Consider the following 23,338-nt stretch of genomic DNA (forward strand, 5'->3'; position numbering starts at 1 on the left):
GAAGTGATGAATGTGTTAATTGTTGATGACGAGAGTTTTGTTCGACGTTCTCTGTCAGAAATGCTGGGAAGTGCGAACCAGAATTTTAGCATCATTGGTTCAGTAGAGAACGGATTAGCAGCTGTGCAATTGTTAAAAGAGCATGCTGTCGATCTCGTAATATCAGATATACGAATGCCCGGCATGGATGGACTCGAGCTCTCTAAGCATATCCATGAATGTTATCCTGACACTGAAACGGTTCTGCTCACAGGTTATCAGGATTTCTCCTATGCCAGCCAAGCCATTCGGTACGGTGTTCGAGAATATCTGGTCAAGCCAAATTCAGTCGAAAATATCCTCGAAGTCGTAACAGGTGTGTACGATCGTCTGGAATTAAAAAAGCAACATAGGCAAGTATCGCAACTACGAGAAAAGAATCTACGGGAGAAGCGCCTTTCGGATCTTCTTTATGGCATTCCATTGCCCTATTTTGAAGAACAGCTCATCCCTCCCTTTCATTCTTTTGTCGTCGTAACTGTAAATCATCTAGGTGATGATATGCCACAGTACTGGTCCGAACAAGCAATGTATGCAGCCGTAATCAATATATTAGAAGAGTGTTTTTCACTTTACGCTAACGTTGTCGGCATACAAGAAGAGCAAGAAGCAATAATCATGTTATTCTATCCGCATGAACAATCTGAAAGAATCGATAAGGCGTTAACGCAGGAGACGATAAGTAAGCTGTCAAGTATCTTGAAATCGCCTTTCAGCGCGGGTGTCTCCAACCCTCATTATGACCTTGGAGCTCTCACAACAGCCTATCATGAGAGTCTACAGGCGTGCCAACAGATCAAAAAGGATAGTACCCGATCGGTTATCTATTATAATGATGTATCTATGTACTCGGCGTCCCCACAGCTTACGGAACAACTACAGGTTAAGGCTACACGCAGGGTAATCTCTATGATGATTGAGGTAATGAATTCCCGACTCCAAGAGAACCTCTCACTCAAAATGATCGCAGATGAACTATACATGAACCCCACCTATCTTGGTCGTCTGTTCAAAGACGATGTAGGAGAATGCTTCTCCAGTTTCCTAACCAAGCTCCGTATTCAAAAAGCAAAAGAGCTGCTAAATAATGTTACGCTTAAGGTTTACGAGGTTAGTGATTTAGTTGGCTTTAAGGATCCTGCATACTTCAGCCTCATATTCAAGAAATACATGGGTATGACTCCTCAGGAATTTCAGAAGCATAACAAATAAAGTCGAGGTGTGTTCTCTTGCATGTGAACGCTAAGTTGATGACTGTCCTGTTAACCCTTGGATTGCTTCTTCATACAAGTGGTTGCCAGATCTCTCCCTCCAAGGAAGACATTGATCTACAAGACCCGATCCAGCTGAACATCTGGCTTACCGCTGGATCGGGTCTTGAGCCGCTTATAGCCGAGTATCAATCCCAGCATCCCGAGCTAGAAATCCGTATTCAGACCTCTACCTCCACGCAGCTTCCCGCCAAGCTGCAGACTTCATTCGCAGCAGGATATAGTTCCCCTGATGTAGCGGCTATTGATATTAGCTATTTGGATCGTTTTAAGCAGTTCCCCGATTATTTTTATAATCTATCAACATTTGGAGCGAGTGATCTGAAGGATCAATTCCTGAGTTGGAAGTGGCAGGAGGTGCTCGGGACTGACTTTATCTTCGGATTACCGACTGATATTGGTCCTTACGCTATGTTGTATCGGACTGATATTTTCGCGTTATCTGGACTCCCTACCAAACCTGAAGAAGTAGCAAATAGAATCCAAACTTGGGACCAATTCCTCAGGGCCGGCACTATAGTCCATGAGGCAACAGGCAAAGCCTTTGTCAATGACTTAGAGAATCTGTATCTAACCCTTTTGCGCCAGTCCAAGCTTCAATATTACAGTCCCACTACGCAAGAACTGATCGTAGGAAATAATCCTGCAGTTAAAGGAGCCTGGGACTTCGCAATTCAAGCGCTTAAGCTGAATCTATCCGCCGGTATTGCCGTAGATACACAGCGCTGGGGTGCAGGTCTGCTAAATGGAGACTTTGCAGTTATGCTCTGTCCAGCTTGGATGATTGATCATATCAAGAGCAGTGCTCCAACAGCCAGCGGATTATGGAACGTAACGACCATCCCAGGAAACAGCGCTAATCGGGGAGGTTCCGTCCTTACTTTGCCTAGAACAGGCAATCATCCAGAGGAGTCATTCGCGCTTATCAAATGGTTAACCGAGCCGGCACAGCAACTAATTTCATTTAAGACACAAGGTGCATTTCCCTCCACACCCAAAATTTATGACGATCCAGAGATCCACAACCTGTATGATCCCTATTTTCCTAACTCAGAGATTGGACGTGTCCTCTCTACAGCAGCACAAGAAGTAATTCCTACCTACTACGGTCCTCACCATGCTGATGTAGAAATAAATATGCTCGAATACTTGACCAAAGCTGAGCAAGGTAAACTAGATCCCGAGCAGGCTTGGTCACTTGCCATTCAGGTGGCACAAAAAATAGATACTTCCTTCCGCTAACCTATTTGTCAATCGCACAATAAAGGCTATCCCCAGCATTATTATCATGCCGGGGATAGCCTTTTAGTTTCGTTTAAAGGATTTATTTTTGAGCGGCTAAGAAAGCATCCAATTGTTTTTGCTTTTCTGCAATAATCTTATCAAGTCCGGCTTTCTTCAGCTTGTCGGCATACTTAGTCAGCACGGTATCTGGATCAACAGAACCGGTGTCCAAGCTGATATCGTATTCATCCATTACAGCTTTACAAGCCGCCATTTCAGTCTTCATAGAGGATGCGTCGAAGTTGAAGCCTAGTGCTACAGAAGCTTTACCTTTGGAGTTAAAAGCCTTGAATTGCTCCCATTTGTCTGGAGCTTCGCTTTCCCATACAGGATTCAGGAATTGGCTTCCAAGCATCCAGGCGGCAGCGGTATTATAGTCACCCGTTTTGTCAGTAGCTTTAATCGTATCGCCGCTAACGACATCATAATGAACACCTTTTACACCAAATACGAGGAGATTATTGATTTCTTTATCCGTGTGCAAAAGATCTAAGACCATCATGGCACGAGCTGGATCACCAGAGGAAGCGGAGATCGCTAACATAGACCCTGCGGCGTCACTGGTAGAAATCGTTGGTTCGTTAAAGGCAATTTGTTTCAGTTTACCAACCAAACCTGTAGCATTAGCCAATTCGCTATCTTTACCAGGTTTAAGGGATTGTACTGTCATAAAGACATTACCAGCCTTCATTGCATCTTGTGTAGAATTCGTTGCTACGGCCGCATCTTTGTTAATATAACCTTTCTTCATGTATTCACGGGTAAGTTTGATGATTTCCTTATAGCGGTCCAGCTCAATCATAGATTGAATTTTAGTGTCCGATGAATCCTTAAGCAGAACGCCCGGAATTGAAGCATCACCAAGCGTATCGTACTGTGCCATGTACTGAGAGTTAAAGGTCTCTCCTTGTTTAAAATACAGTGGAGTAAGGTCTGGTCTCTTCTCCTTTACAACTTTCAGAACGGCATCCAGATCTTGAATGGTCTTTACATTCGACATATCAATGCCTAATTCATCAGCAATATCCGAGCGATACACGATCCCGCCTTGTGCGGCTAACTCCTTATTCGTAGGAACGGCATAATTCACACCATTGATCGCAGAACCTTTTAAGAATTGCGGGTCGAGGTTTTTAAGAATCCCTTGGCCATATTCGTTCAATAGATTACCGTACTTGCCGTTATCATCATTAAGCGGGAGGTAAGCACCTTTAGCGGAGTTGGTTACATAGTTTTTCCATTGCGCTGTAAAAATAATATCGAATTTCTCCTGACTGGCAATCTTCAGATTGACATCATTGTCCCATGGACCCCAGTCGATCGGTGCGATATCCAATTTAGCGTTAATTTTAGGCTCCAGAAGCTTATTGATAGCATCCTCAACAACCTGTTCATCCTTTTGAACGGCACCGACATAGATTAACTTGACAGTATAAGGATCTAATTTCTTCTCAGGTTCAGCTGTAGGGTCTGCAGCAGGTTCATCTGTTGCCGCAGCGTTGGTAGCGGTTGCATTTTCACTTGGCGCTGGTGAAGCCCCTTCATTATTTCCGTTATTCCCTCCGCATCCAGCTAAGCTAAGACTGAGTACCACGATAAGCATCAGTGTTAATAGTGCGCTTGTTCGAATAGCCTTCATGTATACCATAACCTCCCTCAAAATATTTATATATGCTGAATCGGACGTTCACACACTTGCATAGAGCGCCGAATTAAGCCATTCCAAACATCCTTAGCCTTTAACAGCACCAACGGTAAGCCCTTTGATAAAATACTTTTGGAAAAAAGAGTATACGAACACGATTGGACCGATACCAATAACAGCCATCGCCATTCTTACCGTTTCTGTCGGCAGATTGATTTCTACACCTTGTGCAGCTAAGGCTGCCATCGCTTGAGGGCTCGCAGTCAAGAATTGAACATTCAACATCGTCTTATACATTAGATACTGTAGATTGACATGCCCTTCGGGTGAAATGAAAATCAAGCTGAGATACCAGTCATTCCAATACGCCAAAGTTTGAAATAACCCTACTGTAGCTAACACCGGTAACGACAATGGCAGAATGATTTGAACGAAGATCCGAAACTCTGGTGCCCCGTCGATTTTAGCGGATTCAACAAGTGCCGGCGGTATTGTATTTGCAAAAAAGGTCCTCAAAATGATAACAAAGAATGCTGAAACCAGCAGTGGCATAATCAGAATCCATAGCGTATCTTTCAAATGCATCATTTGAGTATAAACCAGATACCAAGGTACTAGGCCTCCATTAAACAGCAGTGTAAAAAACATAAAGAACGAAAAGAAATTACGATGTGGAAAATCTCCACGTGAGATAGGGTAGGCATACATTGCCATAATCACGAGACTCAGAATCGTTCCAACCACTGTCACAAATAAGGAAACGGCAGCTGCATCTATAATTTGCCAATAATCTTTTAACAGAAATTCATAAGAAGAAATATCCCACTTGCTAGGAAAAAAGCTATAACCATTCTGTACAACGGATTTCTCATCCGAAAACGATACGATAATTACGAGAATCAACGGGACCACACAAATCGCTGTGTAGATCCAGAAGAATATATTAATTAACAAATTGGAAATATTCGAAATTTCATTGGGTTGTCTTTGCCGTTTAGTTCTCTTTCCTGTACGACCCGACGGCCCGATTGCAGTTTCTGCCTGGCTCAACACGCCCACCTCCCTCTAAAATAACGCATCATCTTTACTTATTCGTCGTACGGCTAGATTCGCTAAGAAGATCAGTAGAAATCCTACAACAGATTGCACGAGACCCGCGGCAGAGGACATCCCTATATCACCAATCGCTAGGAAGGTCTGATACACATAGGTGTCGATAACTTGCGTAGTGGAGTATAATGCGCCTGCATTTCTAGTAACCTGAAAGAACAATCCGAAGTCTGCGTTAAAAATCCTGCCAATCTGCAGCAGCGTCATTACGATAATAACCGGACTGATCAGTGGCAGTGTGATTTTGCGAATCTGCTTCCATTTAGAAGCACCATCGATCAGCGCAGCCTCATAATATTCATGATCTATACCGATGATCGCAGCCATATAAATGACCGTCGTATATCCAATCTCTTTCCACAGCTTCACAATCACTAGAATCCCCGGCCAATATTGCGACTGGGAGTACCATTCAATTGGATCGACTCCAAATAAAGGAAGCAGCGTCTTGTTCATAAATCCATGCTCTGCACTCAGAAAGCCGTATACTAAATAACTAACGACGACCCATGAGAGAAAATACGGGAGAAACATCGCACTCTGATGGAATTTCGATAGCCATCTGCTGCGCATTTCGTTAAACATAATCGCAAAAGCCAGTGAAAAAAATAGTGTGAGTACAATAAACGCAGTGTTGTACAATAGGGTATTTCTTGTAATGACCCAAGCCGTCTCCGTCGAGAATAGATACTTAAAGTTCGCTATCCCCACCCAGTCGCTGCCTAGAATCCCTTTCTGGTAATTGATATCCTTAAAAGCAATTACCGTCCCTAACATCGGTATGTAGTTATTGATGATCAGAATAATAATGGCTGGGAGCATCATCAAATAGAACACCCAATATTTCTTCATCACTCTTAGAAAATTCGGCGCTCTCCCCCTGCCTCTTTTCTTTACTTCTGACAAGCTGACGGAAGGATTCGTCACACTCATTTTCAGTTCCCCCATTTCCCCATCATCCCAATCTAAGGCCTTTATCACGCTGTTAAGCTACCGTTTTGCATTTCCTTCTTACACTCTAATTAAAACATATGATAAATTATGGGAGTATAGGGAACATATTATATTTCTATAAAAAAAGAGATGATTATCCTTAGTAACTAAGGATAATCATCTCTAATGTTTAAAATCATTTAATTTATTACAGCCGTAGGCTGAATTACTATGTACTTATCACAGCCGCAGGCTGGTCGATAATTCTTTCGCTCTTTATCACAGCCGCAGGCTGGTCGATAATTCTTTCGCTCTTTTATCACAGCCGCAGGCTGGTCGATAATTCTTTCGCTCTTCTATCACAGCCTCAGGTTGGTCGATAATTCTTTCGCTCTTCTATCACAGCCTCAGGTTGGTCGATAATTCTTTCGCTCTTCTATCACAGCCTCAGGTTGGTCGATAATTCTTTCGCTCTTTTATCACAGCCGCAGGCTGGTCGATAATTCTTTCGCTCTTTTATCACAGCCGCAGGCTGGTCGATAATTCTTTCGCTCTTCTATCACAGCCGCAGGCTGGTCGATAGTCCATTCATTCCCTAAGGAGTCCCCACATCCGCAGGAGTGGGACACCCCATACCCACTACAAAGTGTGGTGAGGGAGAAGGAACGGAGAGGAAGTTTGGAACTGTAGGAGCGTAGCGTTCGCCTTTATCCTCGGATTTCAACCGCAAGCAGCGGTTCCCAATCAAGAAATCCGAGGATAACAGCGACCGGAAGTCCAAACATTCCTCGCAGTGACGCTAAACCTCACCATACGCCGCCGAACTTATAATACTTCCGCCCGGCACCGATCGCGATACTCCTTAGGAGACATCCCCGTTTGCTTCTGAAACACCTTCGTGAAATAACGCCGTTCCTGATAACCCACTCCGGAACCAATCACCGTAATGCTCTTGTCGCTATTGGTAAGCATAAACTTGGCAGCTTCAATTCGCTGTTGTGTTACATATTCCACGAAAGTCATTGCAAATCGGTTTTTAAACAAGAGACAGAAGTAACTGCCACTAATTCCGATCTTGTTCGCCACTTCCTCAATCCCGATATCAGAATGAAGATGTTCAGAGATGTACTGAGCGGCTAGGTTCATAAGCTGATCCGGTGTTTTTTTACCATTGTCCGCTTCAGGAATCTCTTGAAATAAAGGAATGCTATTATACAGTTTATTTTTAAACTGTTTACTACGAATAGTAGCTCCGATCTCACGTACCTTATTGCCAAGTTCTTCATAATGGATCGGCTTACAAATGTATTCTTTCACCCCAAGCCGAATCGCTTCCCGTGCATAGTCAAACTCTTGATACCCGGTAAGAAGAAGTACCTCACTATCCAATCCCATTTCCCGCAACTTTCCTACAAAAGTTAACCCATCCATCACTGGCATACGAATGTCACTTAACACAAGATCAGGCTGCTCCTCTTCGGCAATGCGCAAGGCGTCCATACCGCTTCGCGCCATACCAACGACCTCCATCCCCATCTCCTGCCAAGGCAACACTCTGTTTAGATTATTCAGAATTGGGGCTTCGTCATCTACCAATAATACTTTTAGCATAATGATCTTCCCCCTGCTCGTATTTAGGTATGACACATTGAATAATAGTACCATAGCCTGGACTGGAACAAATAAATATTCCGTACCTGTCACCGTATTCAATGCGGATGCGATCCGCTACACTGCGAATACCAAGTCCTCTGCGTTCAAGATTCATCCGGTTTTCTCGTTCAACTTTAACCTCTTGCTCCACAGGATCATTCACAATGTATTGGAAAATGGACAACTGAGACGGCGTAATACCAATACCGTTATCTTCAATCTGTAAAATCAAGTCCCCTTGCTTCTCCCAAGCTTTCACAGAAACTTGACCTTTGTAATCAATCCCCTCAAATCCATGCTGAATGCTGTTTTCTACAAGCGGTTGCAAAGTAAGCTTTAGAATGCCGCAACTCATCAATTCTTGTGGGATATCAATATCATATTCAAATAAATCCTCAAACCTGAATTTTTGAATATCTAAATAATTGCGCAGGTGTTTAATTTCTTCATCCAGTGTAATTTCTTCTCGATCCTGAATGCTGATACGTAAAATACTTGCCAGTCTGTAGACCATCTCACTAACTTTCTTGCCTTCATTCTGTATAGCCAGAACATTAATCGACTCTAACGTATTGAATAAAAAATGCGGTTTGATCTGCGCCTGTAGAACACGCATTTCCGCTTGATTCTTGCGGCGCTGTTCCACATGGATTCTATTAAACAACCCATTAATTTTATCCATAAGATCATTAAAGCCTTTTGCAAGAAGCGTTAACTCATCATTCCCTTTTACCTCTACCCGCGTAGTCAAATCCCCATCCTCAACCCGTCGCATAAAACGAACAATTACGGCAATTGCGCCAGTAATTCGATTCATAAAGAACAGATTGAAAATTACCGCTGCTAAAAAGCATAAGAAGATAACCCCAACAAACCATCGTGCAAATACTGTAACTTCATGAGACAGAGAGTTCCATGAAGTTACAGACACTAGACTCCAAGGATAATCTTTCAAATGATACATGGAGAGAATACTTTTCTCCCCGTTGTACTGCGTTTTAAAACTCTGAAACCCTTTTTCAAAGGTAATCTCTTTATTCGCGAATGACTGAATATCCTGTCCATCCAGCTTTTGATCTGGGTCGAATAGAATCATTCCATCATCATTTACAAGCATAAACGAGACATCTTGATTGCTATCCCCAATTTTTAAATTACGAAATATCGATTCGAACTCCCAATTTTTGATCTGCACAACGAGGATACCTATGTTCTGAAAGAAGCTCAATTCCTTAACGAGTCGAATTTGTGTAAACACAGGTTCAGTTCCCGTAAGTTCGGGATATTCATGAGGAGCCAGCCACTTCGGCACACCATTCAAATCCATTACTTCCTGGTACAAATCACTTTTCTTGAATGTATCATAGGGTAGTGTTCGGAAATTTTCCTTATTAAAAAGCGACACGATTTCAGAGTTACCTCTACCATTAAAATTGTACAAAAAAGCATAGCTGATCGATGGATGGTTAAACAACAGACTACGGAAATTGCGCTGGCTTGCATTCAAATTGAGTTGCTCGGCATCAGTCAGATCCTGGTTAGTAGGATCCTCTGCGCTAAGTGCCATATGAAAAACCGAGGTAGCAATTCCGTTGTCTGTAACGTTATCCATATCTTTTAACACATTCGAAATACTGTAACTAATTGCTTTAAGTGAGTATTCCGATTGCTGACTGTACTTCTTCTCAATAGAGTTATAAGTCACGAAAAACATAAGCATGCCTAGAATAAATAAAGGAATGATTATCAGGCCCAAAAATGCCGTAAATAATTTATAGCGCAAATTCATCGGCTGGTGCTCCTGACTGAGAAAAAAAGTTATCCTTTTACGCCGCCTGCTGTTACGCCTTCAATAATTTTCTCCTGTAAAATCGCATAAATGACAATTACCGGCAGTACGCTGAAGACGATACCCGCTGACATTTGTGCATAGTTCATCTGGTATTGATCACGGAATTGAACCATACCAACTGGGAGCGTACGCAGTTCATCATTAGATAGGAAGTAGTTTGCCAGCAAGAATTCATTCCAATTGCCCAGGAAATTAACTATGAATACAGTAACCATGGCAGGCACGGTTAGAGGTACAATAATTCTAGCAAAGATACCCGGAGCCTTCAACCCATCCATGACCGCCGCCTCTTCAATTTCTCTAGGCAACGAACGCATAAATGCAGCCAATATTATGATCGTAAATGGAATTGCATTTGCAATGTAAGGAATAATCAATGCCCAATGCGTGTTCAGAATCCCCATCTTACGAACAATCGTATAAATAGGTAGCATCAATGCGTTGTTTGGAATCAGCATTCCCACCATAACTAACGAGAACAAAATCGTATTCCATTTACCTTGACGCATCCGTGTAACAGCAAATGCAAACATTGACGCTAGAATGATAGATACTACAGAAGCCAATATGGAAATATACAAACTGTTAAAAAAGTAGGTGCTGATCTTGGCATTCACCCAAGCTTCTACGTAGTTATTGAAGACAAACTCCTTTGGAATCCCAAAAGGGTTAAGCGCTATTGCATTGTTATCCTTCTTCACAGAGGAGAATAACACGAACAGGAAAGGAAATAGAATAACTAGCAGATAGGACAAAAGTGCGACATGTGGCAGACTTTTTTTCAGGGCGCGTGGCATCAGTATTCAATCCTTTCTGTGCGTCGGGCTATCAGCAGCTGATAAAGGGCTGTAACCACCAGTGTAAATACAAAGATCAGGACTGCGATGGCATTACCGTACCCGTATTTAAAGTTAGTAATTGCATATTTAATCATATAGGTTGCCATTACATCGGTTGAACCCGCAGGTCCACCCTTAGTCATTACAATGACGATATCCGCCGCTTTCATTGCCCCTGCAATGGATAGCATGATTACGACAGAGATGATTGGGACGATTAGCGGAAGCGTGATACGTGTAGCTCGTTGGAATCCAGTTGCACCATCAATGGCAGCAGCTTCGTCCAATTCACCCGGTATCGACAAAATAGCTGCCAGTACCATTACGATATAGAATCCTGTCCATTGCCAAGCATTCGTGATCAGAATCGATAACATTGCGAATCTCTCATCCGACAACCAGTAAAGCGGATCAATACCAACTAAGCCAAGAACCTTATTTAAAAGTCCAATGTTGGGCTCATAAATGAAGCCCCATAGAATACCGATAACTGCTGTAGACATAATGGAAGGCATGAAGACTGCCGTCTTGTATAAGCCTTTTAGCTTCTTTACATTTGATATTAATAATGAGAAGAATATAATTAACGGCACCTGTACAAAACAGGAGAAAAGAATGAACCAGCCGTTATTTTTGACGGATATCCAGAATCGTTCATCTCCTAATGCCTTCTCAAAATTACTGATTCCGGCAGACTTAACTGTGTCAGATACACCATTCCAGCTAGTAAAGCTGTAATAGATCGAACTGAAGATGGGATAGATGAAGAACATCGTAAACAGGATCAGTGCTGGAAGTATAAAAAGGAAAAATACCAATGGATTTCTTAATGCTTTATTCATGACTACCTCCGGTTGCTTTGACATCTGGCGAACAATGAATGTTTAGATCAGCGCAAACACATAATTTCTTTGAGTTTAAAAATGTACCCTGGTTCTAGCACCAGGGTACATTCAGTTTGCAGCTACTTATTCAACTGCTGCGTTTGCTTCTTCTTGTACCTTCTGTAAAGCTTCGCCCATCTTCTCTGGAGTTGTCTGACCACCAATCAGCTTTTGAATTTGAATGTTACTGATTTCTGTAGTTACATCTGCTTGAACGAGAGAGTCAAATGCTGGGAACGAAGATTGTGAGTTATTAAGTACACCTACGATTTCGCTCATCAGATCATCCGTAATATTTTCATTCAGAACGTTTTGGTCAATTTTCATTGCTGGCAATACGCCATCCTCAACAAGTCCACGTAATTGCATTTCTTCATTAAAGAGGTTTTTGATAAATGATTTCACAGCAGCTAATTGACGTGGATCTTTCTCAGCAGAAGCAGAGAAGCCATAGCCATTGTTTACATCGCGCATCAATGCTGTTTGGTCGCCCACGCCACCATCAACTGGAGGAATATTGAAGAATCCAACTTTACCGATCAAGCCTTCGCCAGATTGTCCAGCTTTGAATACGGAGGATTTCCAAGTACCATCATACAGCAGGATTGCTTCACCACTAGTGAATTGTGTTGTATATTCAGCATACTCGAAACCAAGTTCGCCTTTTTTGAAGTATCCTTTATCAACCCATTCTTTGTACTTAGCAAAGCCTTTTACAACGTTTGGATCAGTCCATTTAGCTTCGCCAGTTGCAAATTTAGCAGTTACATCTGGACCTGCATAACGTGACCACAAGTGGTTAGCTAGCATAAGTGGTACCCAACCAGCCTTAGACGCACCAGCTAAAGGCACTTTTCCGTCAGCCTTGATGTCAGCCAATTGTTGTTCCAATTCAGCAAATGTTGTTGGAGCTTTCCAACCCTTGCTAGTGTAGTATTCTTTGTTGTAGAAGAATCCTTCACCAGATCCACCGATTGGCAATCCGTAAATTTTCCCTTCATAAGTGAAAGGATCTAGATTTGAGAATTTATCCTTAATTCCAAGTTCCTCAAGAATTGGAGTCAGGTCAAGTAATTTACCTTCTTTAGCATAGATCTTAGAGTCAGGGCTACCGAACAGATCGAAAATCTCTGGTGGATTACCTGCAGCCATTTCACCACGCAATTTTTCTTTACGGTTTACATCTGAATCTACTCCATCGAGTTTAAAGGTCAGACCAGGTACATCGCCTTCTACCTTTTTCACTACTTCTTGCAGAATAGCCAGACGTTTCTGTTTGTCTGCACCGATTTGAGTGTGACGAATCGTCATTTCGAACGGTTCGTTACTTACCGGTTCTTCTGTTGCCGGAGCATTTGTAGCGTCCGCTGCATTAGTCGCGGTAGCGTTTCCATCTCCTTTGTTAGAAGATGCATTATTGTTGCTTCCGCAACCTGCCAGTAAAGCTGATGATACAAAAATCAGGGACAATAGCAAAGTCATACCTTTTTTCATTTCTTGTGACCCCCCATATAATGTTGTGCTTTACACTTCTTATTATAGAAAACAGATTCCATTCTCGTAAGGTTAAGATTCATCCACTATAGGGATAAAAATCTCTAATGAAAGCGGAATCAACTACACGATATGTTATGTATAATAACTTTATTATAGTGAAAGTTACGATTAAACGTTATTATATGTGATTTAACCACACATTACCTCGGGTGATAATTATAAAATCTATAAGTAATGATACATTATCTGTCATCATGTATTTACAAACTGCTTAATCAACAGCTGTTACTATATCATGTTTTTACAAGGTAAATACAAAATTACCCCTTTTCAAGACACCAGACGCCCCTCTTTTAACAAAAAAGCCGTTCCTTCAGTAGTAAATCACTGAAGAAACGGCTCTCACTTAAGATAGATATCAATTATACCAGTGCTGTCTGTTTACGACCTTCTTCGACCAAGCGGTATGCCCGCTGAACTTCTTCATCGGTAGGGGATGGCACGCCATCTAATTCATAAGCCTTACCGAGCATTTCCCATTTATAAATACCCATTTGATGATAAGGTAAGATCTCAAATTTCTCAACACCATTTAAGGTTCCAATGTAACGGCCCAAGTTAATAAGATCCTCTTCACGATCATGAATGCCTGGAACATATACATGTCTAATCCACATCTTACGATTATGATCTGATAGCCAGCGTGCAAGCTTCAAAGTACGATCATTAGATTTACCAGTCAACTTGATATGCGCTTCCTCATCTATATGTTTGAGATCTAGCATAACCAAGTCGGTAACATCCAATAAGTCATTAATCTTGTCACCTTCGTTGTAACCATTACTATCTAATGTAGTATGCAGATTCCAACGCTTTTTAACTTCTGTAAATAACTGCTTTACAAATTGTGCCTGCAAAGTTGGTTCTCCACCGGATACTGTCAATCCACCACCGGATGAACGATAGTAGTTTATATATGGCTCGATCTCCGCAAGCACTTCTTCTAAAGTCATTTCTTTACCTTCATCTAAAGCCCAAGTATCAGGGTTATGACAATACTGACATTTCAGCAAGCATCCTTGCATAAATAAGACAAATCGAATACCAGGTCCGTCAACGGTTCCAAAGGTTTCCAAAGAGTGTATGCGACCTTTAATCATAGGATATCATCCTTTCGCCACGACAGACTAACAGTCCCTCTTTCACAAAGAAGCTCCCTGTCCTTGAGACTGTCATTTTCCTTAATCGCGGCTGTGATATTTAAAATTTTAACAATTCTCAAACAAGATATTACCGCCCTTGAGACAAGGGCGGCATCTTCCTTGCAATTATTTCAATGTAGCACTTCATTCAAAGATCTTTATGAATAGGAACGAATTACATCGAACCATGGAACGTACGGTTGATTACATCCAATTGTTGTTCACGAGTCAGCTTGATGAAGTTAACTGCATATCCGGATACGCGGATAGTCAATTGTGGATAGTTCTCTGGGTGTTCCATAGCGTCCATCAGCTGTTCACGGTTAAACACGTTAACATTCAAATGTTGAGCGCTGTTATGGAAGTATCCATCCATCATGTGTACCAGGTTAGACTTACGGGATTCTTCGTCTTTACCCAGTGCTTTAGGTACGATAGAGAATGTGTTAGAGATACCATCTTGTGCATCGGAGTAAGGCAGTTTGGCTACAGAATTAAGGGAAGCCAGAGCACCTTTCTTGTCGCGTCCGTGCATTGGGTTAGCACCTGGTGCGAAAGGTTCGCCTTTCTTACGTCCGTCAGGTGTAGTACCTGTCTTCTTACCGTACACTACATTTGAAGTAATGGTCAGTACCGATTGAGTCGGTACAGCATCACGATATGTTTTGTGCTTACGGATCATAGACATGAAAGCTTCAACCAATTCTACTGCGATGCTGTCTACAGCATCATCATTGTTACCGTAGCAAGGGAATTCACCTTCAGTTTCAAAGTCAATTGCAATACCTTGTTCGTTACGAATTGGTTTAACCTTCGCGTATTTAATAGCGCTCAGTGAGTCAGCTGCAACGGATAGACCAGCGATACCGCAAGCCATCGTACGCAGAATGTCGCGGTCATGCAGTGCCATTTCAATACGTTCGTAAGAATACTTGTCATGCATATAGTGAATGATGTTCAAAGTGTTAACATAAGTCTTAGCCAACCACTCCATCATCGGTTTGAAGCGTTTCATTACTTCGTCATAATCCAGATATTCAGAAGTAATCGCTGGGAATTCCGGTCCAACTTGTGCTCCGGATTTCTCGTCTTTACCACCATTAATAGCGTACAGCAAAGCTTTTGCTAGGTTGGCACGAGCGCCGAAGAACTGCATTTGTTTACCGATGCGCATTGGAGATACGCAGCAAGCAATCGCATAATCTTCACCCCAGTATGGACGCATTAGATCGTCATTTTCATACTGAATTGCACTAGTTTCGATGGAAACCTTAGCACAATATTTTTTGAAGGCTTCAGGCAATCTTTCGGACCAAAGAACTGTCAAGTTTGGTTCCGGTGCTGGACCCAAGTTGTACAGGGTGTTCAGGAAACGGAAGCTGTTCTTGGTAACACGAGTTGTTCCGTCTTCAGCCATACCACCGATGGATTCAGTTACCCATGTAGGGTCGCCGGAGAACAGATCGTTATAGTCAGGTGTACGCAAGAATTTCACGATACGCAGTTTCATTACGAAATGATCGACGATTTCTTGGACTTGCTCTTCAGTCAAAGTACCTTCAGCAATATCGCGTTCTGCATAGATGTCTAGGAAGGAAGATACACGTCCCAGGGACATCGCCGCACCATTTTGCTCTTTAACTGCTGCCAGATATCCGAAGTATACCCATTGAGTAGCTTCCTTGAAATTGGTCGCTGGTTTGGAAATATCCATACCGTGAGCGGCTGCCATTTCTTTCAATTCGCCCAGTGCACGAATTTGCTCGGACAGCTCTTCACGAAGACGAATTACCTCTTCAGTCATGGAATCAACTTCAAGCTCAGCTTGTTGTTGTTTTTTGTCTTTAATCAGGAAATCAATACCGTATAGAGCGATACGGCGGTAGTCACCGATGATGCGTCCGCGGCCGTAAGCATCAGGAAGACCTGTGATAACGCCGGATTTACGCACTGCTCTCATGTCTGGTGTATATGCATCAAATACGCCTTGGTTATGCGTTTTGCGAATGTTCGTAAACATATCAACGATGTTTTGTGGAAGCTCGAAGCCATAAGCTTTCGTAGCATCGACCATCATCTTGATCCCGCCGAATGGCTGGATGGAACGTTTGAAAGGAGCGTCAGTCTGCACGCCTACAATTTGTTCCTTGTCCTTATCAATGTATCCAGGAGCATGTGAAGTGATTGTGGAGACAGTATCCAGGGAAACATCCCATACGCCGCCTCTTTCTCTTTCTTCTTTGCTCAGTTGGGAAATAATTTTCCATAGTTCAGTTGTGTTACTAGTAGGTCCTACGAGGAACTCTTCGTTTCCTTCATAAGGCTTAATGTTACTTGCGATAAAATTGTTAACGTCAACTTTCTTGGACCATTTACCTTTTGTGAAATTTCTCCAACCGGATTTCACTTCATTTACTTCTTTTTCAATCACCGACATGCTAAATCCCTCCATCTATATTTATTATATTTGTAGAGATCGCGGGCTTGAAGGTTGATCCCGTGTCTCGTGATCCCCAAAGATGTGGTTGTTCCAAATTTCACAATCAACATTTCATATGTGGGACCGTTGTTTATATAAACATTCTAGTTTATTTTCTATAAAAACACTGTGACAAATATCACCTTTCGAGTGATATTTGTCACCTTTATCTAAGTCCACAACTATCCTATTCTCTATTTAACCAATTATTAATTATCAAATCTTCCGTAGAATGCATTACGGTATACATCAGCAAGTTCAGATACCAACGGCAGCTTAGGATTGGCAGTTGTACATTGATCTTCAAACGCACGGTCAGCCAAGTAATCTACACGGGATTCGAAGTCCTTAGGATCAAAGCCCAGTTGTTGGAACGATTCCTCGATACCCAATTTTTTATTCATCTCGCGAATAGCATTGATTAGGCTAGTTACACCTTCTTCAGTTGTGCGAGCTGGCAATCCCAAAATACGGGCAATTTCAGCGTAACGCTCATCAGCTACGAAATGCGAATATTTAGGGAACGAAGCGAACTTCGTAGGTTTTTTAGCATTGTAACGGATAACGTGTGGCATAAGGATCGCGTTAGTACGACCATGAGCGGTGTGGTACTGTCCGCCCCATTTATGCGCCAAGCTGTGGTTAATTCCCAAGAATGCATTGGCAAAGGCCATACCTGCAAGTGTTGATGCATTATGCATTTTCTCACGAGCTACTCTGTCGCCTTCCAGTGCCGATTTTTCAAGGTATTGGAATACCAGTTGGATGGCTTTAATAGCTAGACCATCAGTGTAGTCACTCGCCATAACAGATACATAAGCTTCGATAGCATGTGTCAATACGTCCATACCTGTATCTGCAACTGCAGTTTTTGGCAAGCTGTATACGAACTCTGGATCAATGATAGCTACGTCTGGTGTTAACTCATAGTCAGCCAATGGATATTTAGTGTGTTGTTCAGTTGTTTTATCGGTAATAACTGCGAAAGATGTTACTTCCGAACCCGTACCCGAAGTAGTTGGAATCGCTACAAACTTAGCTTTGTTACCAAGTTTAGGGAATTTGTATACCCGTTTACGGATGTCCATGAATTTTTGTTTTAGACCGTTAAAGTCTGCGTCTGGATGTTCATAGAATAACCACATTCCTTTTGCAGCATCCATTGGGGAACCGCCGCCAAGTGCGATGATGCAGTCCGGTTGGAATCTGTTCATCATTGCAGTACCTTTTTCAACTGTAGTTGTCGATGGATCTGGTTCAACTTCCGAGAACACTTCGATAGCTACAGGAGTTTGGCGTTGACGCAGGTAATGTTCAACTCTTTCAACATATCCAAGCTTAACCATCATTGGGTCAGTGATAATTGCGACACGTGTGATATCAGGCATTTTGGTCAGGTACTGAGTAGCGCCCTTTTCGAAATAGATCTTGTCAGGTACTTTAAACCATTGCATATTCACGGTACGACGATTCACCCTTTTCACGTTGATCAAATTGATTGCTGTAACGTTTTGCGACACGGAGTTACGACCATAAGATCCGCAGCCCAGAGTCAACGAAGGGATATTAGTGTTATAAATATCGCCGATCGCACCATGTGTGGAAGGCGAGTTAACTAGAATACGTCCTGTTTGCAGACGGTTAGAGAACTTCATGATTACTTCTTCATTGTTGGAGTGGATAGCCGAGCTGTGGCCCATGCCGCCAAATTCAACAACTTGAGCTGCACGTTCGATCCCTTGATCTGCATTTTTAACCTTGTAGCAAGCAAGAACTGGGCTTAATTTTTCAGCGGATAGTGGATATTTAGTACCTACACCTTCAAGTTCTGCTACCAGAATCTTTGTGCCGGCAGGGACTTGAATGCCACACATTTCAGCAATTTTCACTGCGGATTGACCTACGATTGCTGGGTTAACCGCACATTTATCTACGTTCATTGCTCCACTAGTCAGTTTGGCAGCTTCTTCTTTATTAACAAAGTAGCAACCATTTGCGATCATTTTTTTCTTCACTTGATCGAAAATTGGTTCTTCGATAATAACAGCTTGCTCGGAAGCACAGATCATACCATTATCAAATGTTTTAGAAAGAATGATGTCCGTTACGGCTTGATCAATATCCGCGCTCTTTTCAATGAAAGCAGGTACGTTACCAGGGCCTACGCCAAGAGCTGGTTTACCACAGCTGTAAGCTGCTTTTACCATTGCAGAACCACCAGTTGCCAAGATAAGAGCAACGTCTGGGTTGTTCATCAATGCGTTTGTCTTGTCCATTGTTGGCATTTCAATCCATTGGATACAGTTCTCAGGAGCGCCTGCTTTTACGGCAGCATCATGAAGAATTTTAGCAGCTGCAGCACTACACTCTTGCGCAGATGGGTGGAAACCGAATATAATAGGGTTCCGTGTCTTAATCGAAATCAACGCTTTAAACATCGTGGTGGATGTAGGGTTGGTTACCGGTGTGATACCCATTACAATTCCGACGGGCTCAGCAATTTTTTGGAAACTTTCATAAGCATTGTCTTCAATAACGCCTACTGTTTTATCGTATTTAATTCCGTGCCAGATATATTCTGTTGAGAAGATGTTCTTCGTAATTTTGTCTTCATATACGCCGCGTCCAGTTTCTTCTACGGCTAATTTTGCGAGGTACATATGTTTGTCGAGTCCAGCCAACGCCATTGCATGAACGATTGTGTCAACTTGCTCTTGGTCTAGCGCCATGAATGCCTCATGCGCTTTTTTCGCTTTATCCACTAAATTCTGAATATACTCTTCAGCGGTAACTTGTTTAACTTGGGCGGCGACTTCGTTCTTAACTGCCATCTCCCTCGTCCTCCTGTCAATTTTTAGTTGTTTTTCTCTACACATTTATCTTATCACAGGATTTCCACCTTGTATAGTGAAATCTTTCACAAAGTATAAAGTTTTTTTGATTTGTTTTCAAAGCGCTTTCATTCGATCATATTATAGATTTTTTTCCATATTTTATGTTAAAATTATCTTCAAATCTTAGAATTATACTTTAATAAGCAAATTATTGGGTCCATTTCTTTCCAAATACTTGAATACAGTACTCTGTTAAAGCATTCCCTTCATCACAGAAATTTACGATTTTCCTATGCCTTAATAGTTTGTCAGTTGATCATCTTTAGCTCTGTAGATTTATAAATTTATAAATTATAACAACAAAAAAAACGGCCCCAATGGGACCGATTTTTTTAAAATTTACCTATTCCGCTTTTATCGTATCAAAGAATTTCTCTTGCACTGTTTTAGCTGCTGCTTCTAGCTGGCTCTTAGAATCCGTTCCTTTTTTGGAGAACAGCTCTTGAATAACATTGGACATGGTTGCGTAATAGTCCTGTGTGTTGTATTGAGCTTCAGGTTTACCATCCAAAAGTCCCATAATGTCAGGGCTATATTGGTATACGTTGGTGTACTTGTCATAAACCGCTTTGGTCTTCTTACCAAACTCAGAATCTGCTGAGTAGTAATCTAAGAGCGGCGGGATAAAGTATTTACCATCAGCTGTACGTTGTTGAAGAACTGCATCCAGTGCTTCCAAACCTTTATCAGAGAAGTAATCAAATGTGATATAACGGAATGCCATTTCTTGCTCATCTGGTGTTGCATTCGGATTAATTACGAGGTAATCACCACCAAGTACCCCCGTATGCTTGCCGCCTTTCTCCATAGCAGGCATTGGATATGTGAGCACATCCTCAGGTTTCAGTCCACCTTGATTCAGTGCTTGCTCGATTACGCCATCGGACCCAGCCATTACCATAGCTGTACGACTTTGTTGGAATGCGCCAACAGCATCGCCCCAGCCAAGTGCCCAGTCCTGAGGAATCGCGTTAGCTTCCCATCTAAGTTTTTTGTAGAAATCCAGTGCTTTAACACCAGCATCGGAATTAAAGGTAGCGACAACCTTGCCGCCTTCAACCTTTTGAATTTCACCGCCAGCTTCGAACAGGAAGTTGGTCCAGTTCCAGCCTGCTTCGTTACCTTTACCCATTGGAGCAATACCGGAAATACCTTTTTTGACATCAGCTACGCCTTTAGCCGTATTCAGCATATCATCCCAAGTCCAATCCATTGGCGGGACCGCAACGCCTTTTTCATCCAGCATTTTTTTGTTGATCATAGTCGTTGTTACATAACCTTTTTGAGTTACTCCGAAAACTTTACCATCAATGATGAACTGATTTTGCAGTACTGGGTTAATTTGATCCTTAAATTCGTATTTGTTCCAAAGATCCGTAATGTCAGCAACCCAGCCCTTTTCCACCAGGAATTTAGCTTCTGTAGCGTAGGTGTTAAAGAAGGTTGGTGCTTCATTCGCAGCCATTTTGATTCCGATTTCACTTACATTGTACTGCCAGTCATCTTTAACAATTTCAACATTTGGATATTCAGCCTGGAAACGTTTAATCTTGTCATCTTCTTGCGCTCTCACTTCAGTCAAGTCAGGTGTTGGATAGTGAATCTTGATCGTCACTTTTCTTTGAGTAATGTCATCCACTGGCGCCTCCGTAGCGGTCGCTGTATTATCCGTTACCGCATTTGTTGGCGCTGTAGTTGCTTCCCCGCCTTTGTTTCCCGCTGTGTTTCCGTTATTATTGCCGCTGCAAGCAGATAGCAACGATCCGGCTACAAGTACGCTTAGTAGAACGCTAGAGTACTTACGCATTGAAACTCCCCTTTTCAATTCATAATTATCTTACAGATAAATCATAAAATAGAAACCGTTTGCAAACGAGGTGCATTTATATTCACTTCATGTGCATGTTTACGATCCGTGGTTAAATTCGTCGATAATTGCTTATCCTTTCACTGCTGACAAAGCAACCCCACGCATAATGAATTTCTGGAAAATCAAGAAGACAATGATTGGTGGCAACGATACTAAAAACAGGATTGCAAATTTAATATTAGTATTGAGTGCCTTCACATTAATAACGTATTTATAAATGGCTGTCGCAAGCGTATATTTCTCTTCACTGTGCATAACTAGAGATGGCCAGAACCAGTCATTCCATGCGGTAGAAAAGATAAAGATCGCTAATGTTGCAAAAATCGGAATTGAAAGTGGTACAGCAATGGAGAAAAAGCTTCTCGGCTCAGAGGCTCCATCCATTCGTGCTGCTTCAAAGATTTCTGGATGAATCCCGTCAAAAAAGTTCTTTAACAAAAGAAAGTAGAAGGTGTTCGCACCTGCTGGCAACCAAAAAGCCGCGTACTGATTCAGCAATCCCAGCTCCTTCAAATTGACAAAGTTCGGGATCATGTAGCTGGTAGCCGGAATAAACAATGTCATCAGGAAGAAGAAGTAAATCGCTCTTTTGTATGGAACATTCATACGGGAAATACTAAAAGCAGACATTCCCAATACGACTAAGGTCACAACCATATTCCCTACAAAAATATAAATGGTGTTTCTAAGAAACATCGGCAGATCAATGTAATTCATTGCATCCTTAAGGTTGCTGAAGTGCCATTCCTGAGGGAAAAAATGCGGCGGGAATGAATTCACCTCTTGATTCGACTTCAATCCGTTGAATAACGTCATACAAATTGGGTACAGCATGCTAAAAACCATAACCAAAATGACTACACACATCAAACCGTAAACAATCTTATTGCTTGTTTTTTTCAAATCGTGTTCTGAAAGAATCCCTCTATCTGCGCTCTTCATCTTAGTAGTCCTCCTTGTTAAGCTTGAACTGTAAAATGCCCAAACCACCCAGGACAATGAACATTAACATGCCAAGCGCAGTAGCTGTTCCATAATCGAGTCTTGTAAATGCATATTTTACAATCAACAATGCGTAGGTAAGTGTAGTGTTATTCGGCCCACCATCAAGTAACGCCATTTGTGACTGATACCCTTGTGAAGTACCAATAATTTGCAGAATCAACATCAAAAAGATTAAATTACGCAGTGAAGGCAAAGTGATGTACTTTATTCGTGCCCATATACCTGCCCCATCAATCTCAGCGGCTTCATACCAATCTCGCGGAATGCTGAGTACAGCAGCCAAGTATATTAACATCCCTGATCCGAACTGCTGCCATGTCTCCATAAACACAAGTGAAATCATGGACCATCTTGTATCTGTTAAGAAGGCAACTTGGTCCACACCCATTGTACCTAGTAACGCATTAATTGGACCCACCGGATCATATAGCCATCTCCACAGTCCATAGAGAACCACACCAGGCATTACGAAAGGAAGGTAAGCCGCTACACGTACAAAGCCCCCAAACTTTCTCAGCTCTGAGATCATGATGGCAAAAGCAATCGGAACCCAGAATCCAATAATAAGACATAGAAACATGTAATACCCAGTGTTCTTTAATGCAGTCAAGACATCCGGATCACTAAGTGCTCTACTGTAGTTCTCAAAGCCTACAAAGCTATTCCCTTTAACAAAATCCACATGGTAAAAGCTGTACAGTAAGCCTTTGAAAATTGGAACCCACAAAAACATAATAAAAATAATTACGGCAGGTACGAGGAACATATATCCCCAAAAGTTTTTCTTCCAGCGGTTTTGCTTGTACGGTGTCCCCTTCAGCGTCGCCGGGTTTTCGGTTACTACTGCGGTTTGATTCATCAGGCTCCCTCATTCCATTGTT

The 23,338-nt window shown here is 42.0% G+C and carries 16 protein-coding genes; 2 read left to right on the forward strand and 14 right to left on the reverse strand.

The window, feature by feature from the left end; translation table 11 throughout:
• Window positions 1-6 precede the first annotated feature (6 nt).
• Both NST74_RS21180 and NST74_RS21185 read left to right on the forward strand, forming a co-directional pair.
• Window positions 7-1,251, forward strand: a complete 1,245-nt coding sequence (locus tag NST74_RS21180) for a response regulator (protein ID WP_341114277.1) — start codon at window positions 7-9, stop codon at window positions 1,249-1,251.
• A gap of 23 nt (window positions 1,252-1,274) precedes the next feature.
• Window positions 1,275-2,552: an ABC transporter substrate-binding protein gene (locus tag NST74_RS21185; RefSeq protein WP_341114278.1), complete on the forward strand. Its 1,278-nt coding sequence runs from the start codon at window positions 1,275-1,277 to the stop codon at window positions 2,550-2,552.
• 82 nt (window positions 2,553-2,634) lie between these two features.
• Here the strand turns inward: NST74_RS21185 and NST74_RS21190 are convergent, their stop codons facing one another.
• The 14 genes from NST74_RS21190 to NST74_RS21255 form a co-directional block, all read right to left on the reverse strand.
• The gene (locus NST74_RS21190; protein ID WP_042129868.1) at window positions 2,635-4,233 is read right to left on the reverse strand and encodes an ABC transporter substrate-binding protein; all 1,599 of its coding nucleotides are present in this window, start codon (window positions 4,231-4,233) and stop codon (window positions 2,635-2,637) included.
• Between the two features lie 93 nt (window positions 4,234-4,326).
• Window positions 4,327-5,289 (reverse strand): carbohydrate ABC transporter permease, encoded by a 963-nt coding sequence (locus NST74_RS21195; RefSeq protein ID WP_341114279.1) that lies wholly within the window; start codon window positions 5,287-5,289, stop codon window positions 4,327-4,329.
• A 15-nt stretch (window positions 5,290-5,304) separates the two neighbouring features.
• Complete coding sequence (locus NST74_RS21200) at window positions 5,305-6,330, reverse strand: ABC transporter permease (RefSeq protein WP_231573856.1); 1,026 nt, start codon at window positions 6,328-6,330, stop codon at window positions 5,305-5,307.
• A gap of 777 nt (window positions 6,331-7,107) precedes the next feature.
• On the reverse strand, window positions 7,108-7,893 hold the full coding sequence (locus tag NST74_RS21205; protein WP_042129873.1) for a response regulator transcription factor: 786 nt from the start codon (window positions 7,891-7,893) through the stop codon (window positions 7,108-7,110).
• A complete protein-coding gene (locus NST74_RS21210) occupies window positions 7,868-9,724 on the reverse strand; it encodes a cache domain-containing sensor histidine kinase (protein ID WP_042129874.1) in 1,857 nt (618 codons plus the stop codon). The genes NST74_RS21205 and NST74_RS21210 overlap by 26 nt, the downstream gene beginning before the upstream one ends.
• A gap of 29 nt (window positions 9,725-9,753) precedes the next feature.
• Window positions 9,754-10,584, reverse strand: coding sequence for a carbohydrate ABC transporter permease (locus NST74_RS21215; RefSeq protein WP_076120643.1), 831 nt, complete (start codon window positions 10,582-10,584; stop codon window positions 9,754-9,756).
• Complete coding sequence (locus NST74_RS21220) at window positions 10,584-11,468, reverse strand: carbohydrate ABC transporter permease (protein ID WP_076120644.1); 885 nt, start codon at window positions 11,466-11,468, stop codon at window positions 10,584-10,586. The genes NST74_RS21215 and NST74_RS21220 overlap by 1 nt, the downstream gene beginning before the upstream one ends.
• Window positions 11,469-11,594: 126 nt before the next feature.
• Window positions 11,595-13,004, reverse strand: coding sequence for an extracellular solute-binding protein (locus NST74_RS21225; RefSeq protein WP_076120645.1), 1,410 nt, complete (start codon window positions 13,002-13,004; stop codon window positions 11,595-11,597).
• A 425-nt stretch (window positions 13,005-13,429) separates the two neighbouring features.
• Window positions 13,430-14,167 (reverse strand): pyruvate formate-lyase-activating protein, encoded by a 738-nt coding sequence (pflA, locus tag NST74_RS21230; protein ID WP_076120646.1) that lies wholly within the window; start codon window positions 14,165-14,167, stop codon window positions 13,430-13,432.
• 217 nt (window positions 14,168-14,384) lie between these two features.
• A complete protein-coding gene (pflB, locus tag NST74_RS21235) occupies window positions 14,385-16,646 on the reverse strand; it encodes a formate C-acetyltransferase (RefSeq protein ID WP_341114284.1) in 2,262 nt (753 codons plus the stop codon).
• A 251-nt stretch (window positions 16,647-16,897) separates the two neighbouring features.
• Window positions 16,898-19,519: a bifunctional acetaldehyde-CoA/alcohol dehydrogenase gene (gene adhE / locus NST74_RS21240; protein ID WP_341114285.1), complete on the reverse strand. Its 2,622-nt coding sequence runs from the start codon at window positions 19,517-19,519 to the stop codon at window positions 16,898-16,900.
• A 406-nt stretch (window positions 19,520-19,925) separates the two neighbouring features.
• Complete coding sequence (locus NST74_RS21245; RefSeq protein ID WP_042129888.1) at window positions 19,926-21,389, reverse strand: ABC transporter substrate-binding protein; 1,464 nt, start codon at window positions 21,387-21,389, stop codon at window positions 19,926-19,928.
• Window positions 21,390-21,521: 132 nt separating this feature from the next.
• Window positions 21,522-22,394: a carbohydrate ABC transporter permease gene (locus NST74_RS21250; protein ID WP_341114287.1), complete on the reverse strand. Its 873-nt coding sequence runs from the start codon at window positions 22,392-22,394 to the stop codon at window positions 21,522-21,524.
• Between the two features lies 1 nt (window position 22,395).
• Complete coding sequence (locus NST74_RS21255; RefSeq protein ID WP_042129891.1) at window positions 22,396-23,316, reverse strand: carbohydrate ABC transporter permease; 921 nt, start codon at window positions 23,314-23,316, stop codon at window positions 22,396-22,398.
• Between the last annotated feature and the right edge of the window lie 22 nt (window positions 23,317-23,338).

Source organism: Paenibacillus sp. FSL F4-0125 (genome assembly GCF_038008565.1).
Classification (GTDB): domain Bacteria; phylum Bacillota; class Bacilli; order Paenibacillales; family Paenibacillaceae; genus Paenibacillus_AQ.

Coding starts and splice junctions, on each gene's coding strand:
- NST74_RS21180 (WP_341114277.1), top strand. CDS start 7: ATGAATGTGTTAATTGTTGATGACGAGAGTTTTGTTCGACGTTCTCTG.
- NST74_RS21190 (WP_042129868.1), bottom strand. CDS start 4,233: ATGAAGGCTATTCGAACAAGCGCACTATTAACACTGATGCTTATCGTG.
- NST74_RS21205 (WP_042129873.1), bottom strand. CDS start 7,893: ATGCTAAAAGTATTATTGGTAGATGACGAAGCCCCAATTCTGAATAAT.
- NST74_RS21210 (WP_042129874.1), bottom strand. CDS start 9,724: ATGAATTTGCGCTATAAATTATTTACGGCATTTTTGGGCCTGATAATC.
- NST74_RS21215 (WP_076120643.1), bottom strand. CDS start 10,584: ATGCCACGCGCCCTGAAAAAAAGTCTGCCACATGTCGCACTTTTGTCC.
- NST74_RS21220 (WP_076120644.1), bottom strand. CDS start 11,468: ATGAATAAAGCATTAAGAAATCCATTGGTATTTTTCCTTTTTATACTT.
- NST74_RS21225 (WP_076120645.1), bottom strand. CDS start 13,004: ATGAAAAAAGGTATGACTTTGCTATTGTCCCTGATTTTTGTATCATCA.
- pflA (WP_076120646.1), bottom strand. CDS start 14,167: ATGATTAAAGGTCGCATACACTCTTTGGAAACCTTTGGAACCGTTGAC.
- pflB (WP_341114284.1), bottom strand. CDS start 16,646: ATGTCGGTGATTGAAAAAGAAGTAAATGAAGTGAAATCCGGTTGGAGA.
- adhE (WP_341114285.1), bottom strand. CDS start 19,519: ATGGCAGTTAAGAACGAAGTCGCCGCCCAAGTTAAACAAGTTACCGCT.
- NST74_RS21245 (WP_042129888.1), bottom strand. CDS start 21,389: ATGCGTAAGTACTCTAGCGTTCTACTAAGCGTACTTGTAGCCGGATCG.
- NST74_RS21250 (WP_341114287.1), bottom strand. CDS start 22,394: ATGAAGAGCGCAGATAGAGGGATTCTTTCAGAACACGATTTGAAAAAA.
- NST74_RS21255 (WP_042129891.1), bottom strand. CDS start 23,316: ATGAATCAAACCGCAGTAGTAACCGAAAACCCGGCGACGCTGAAGGGG.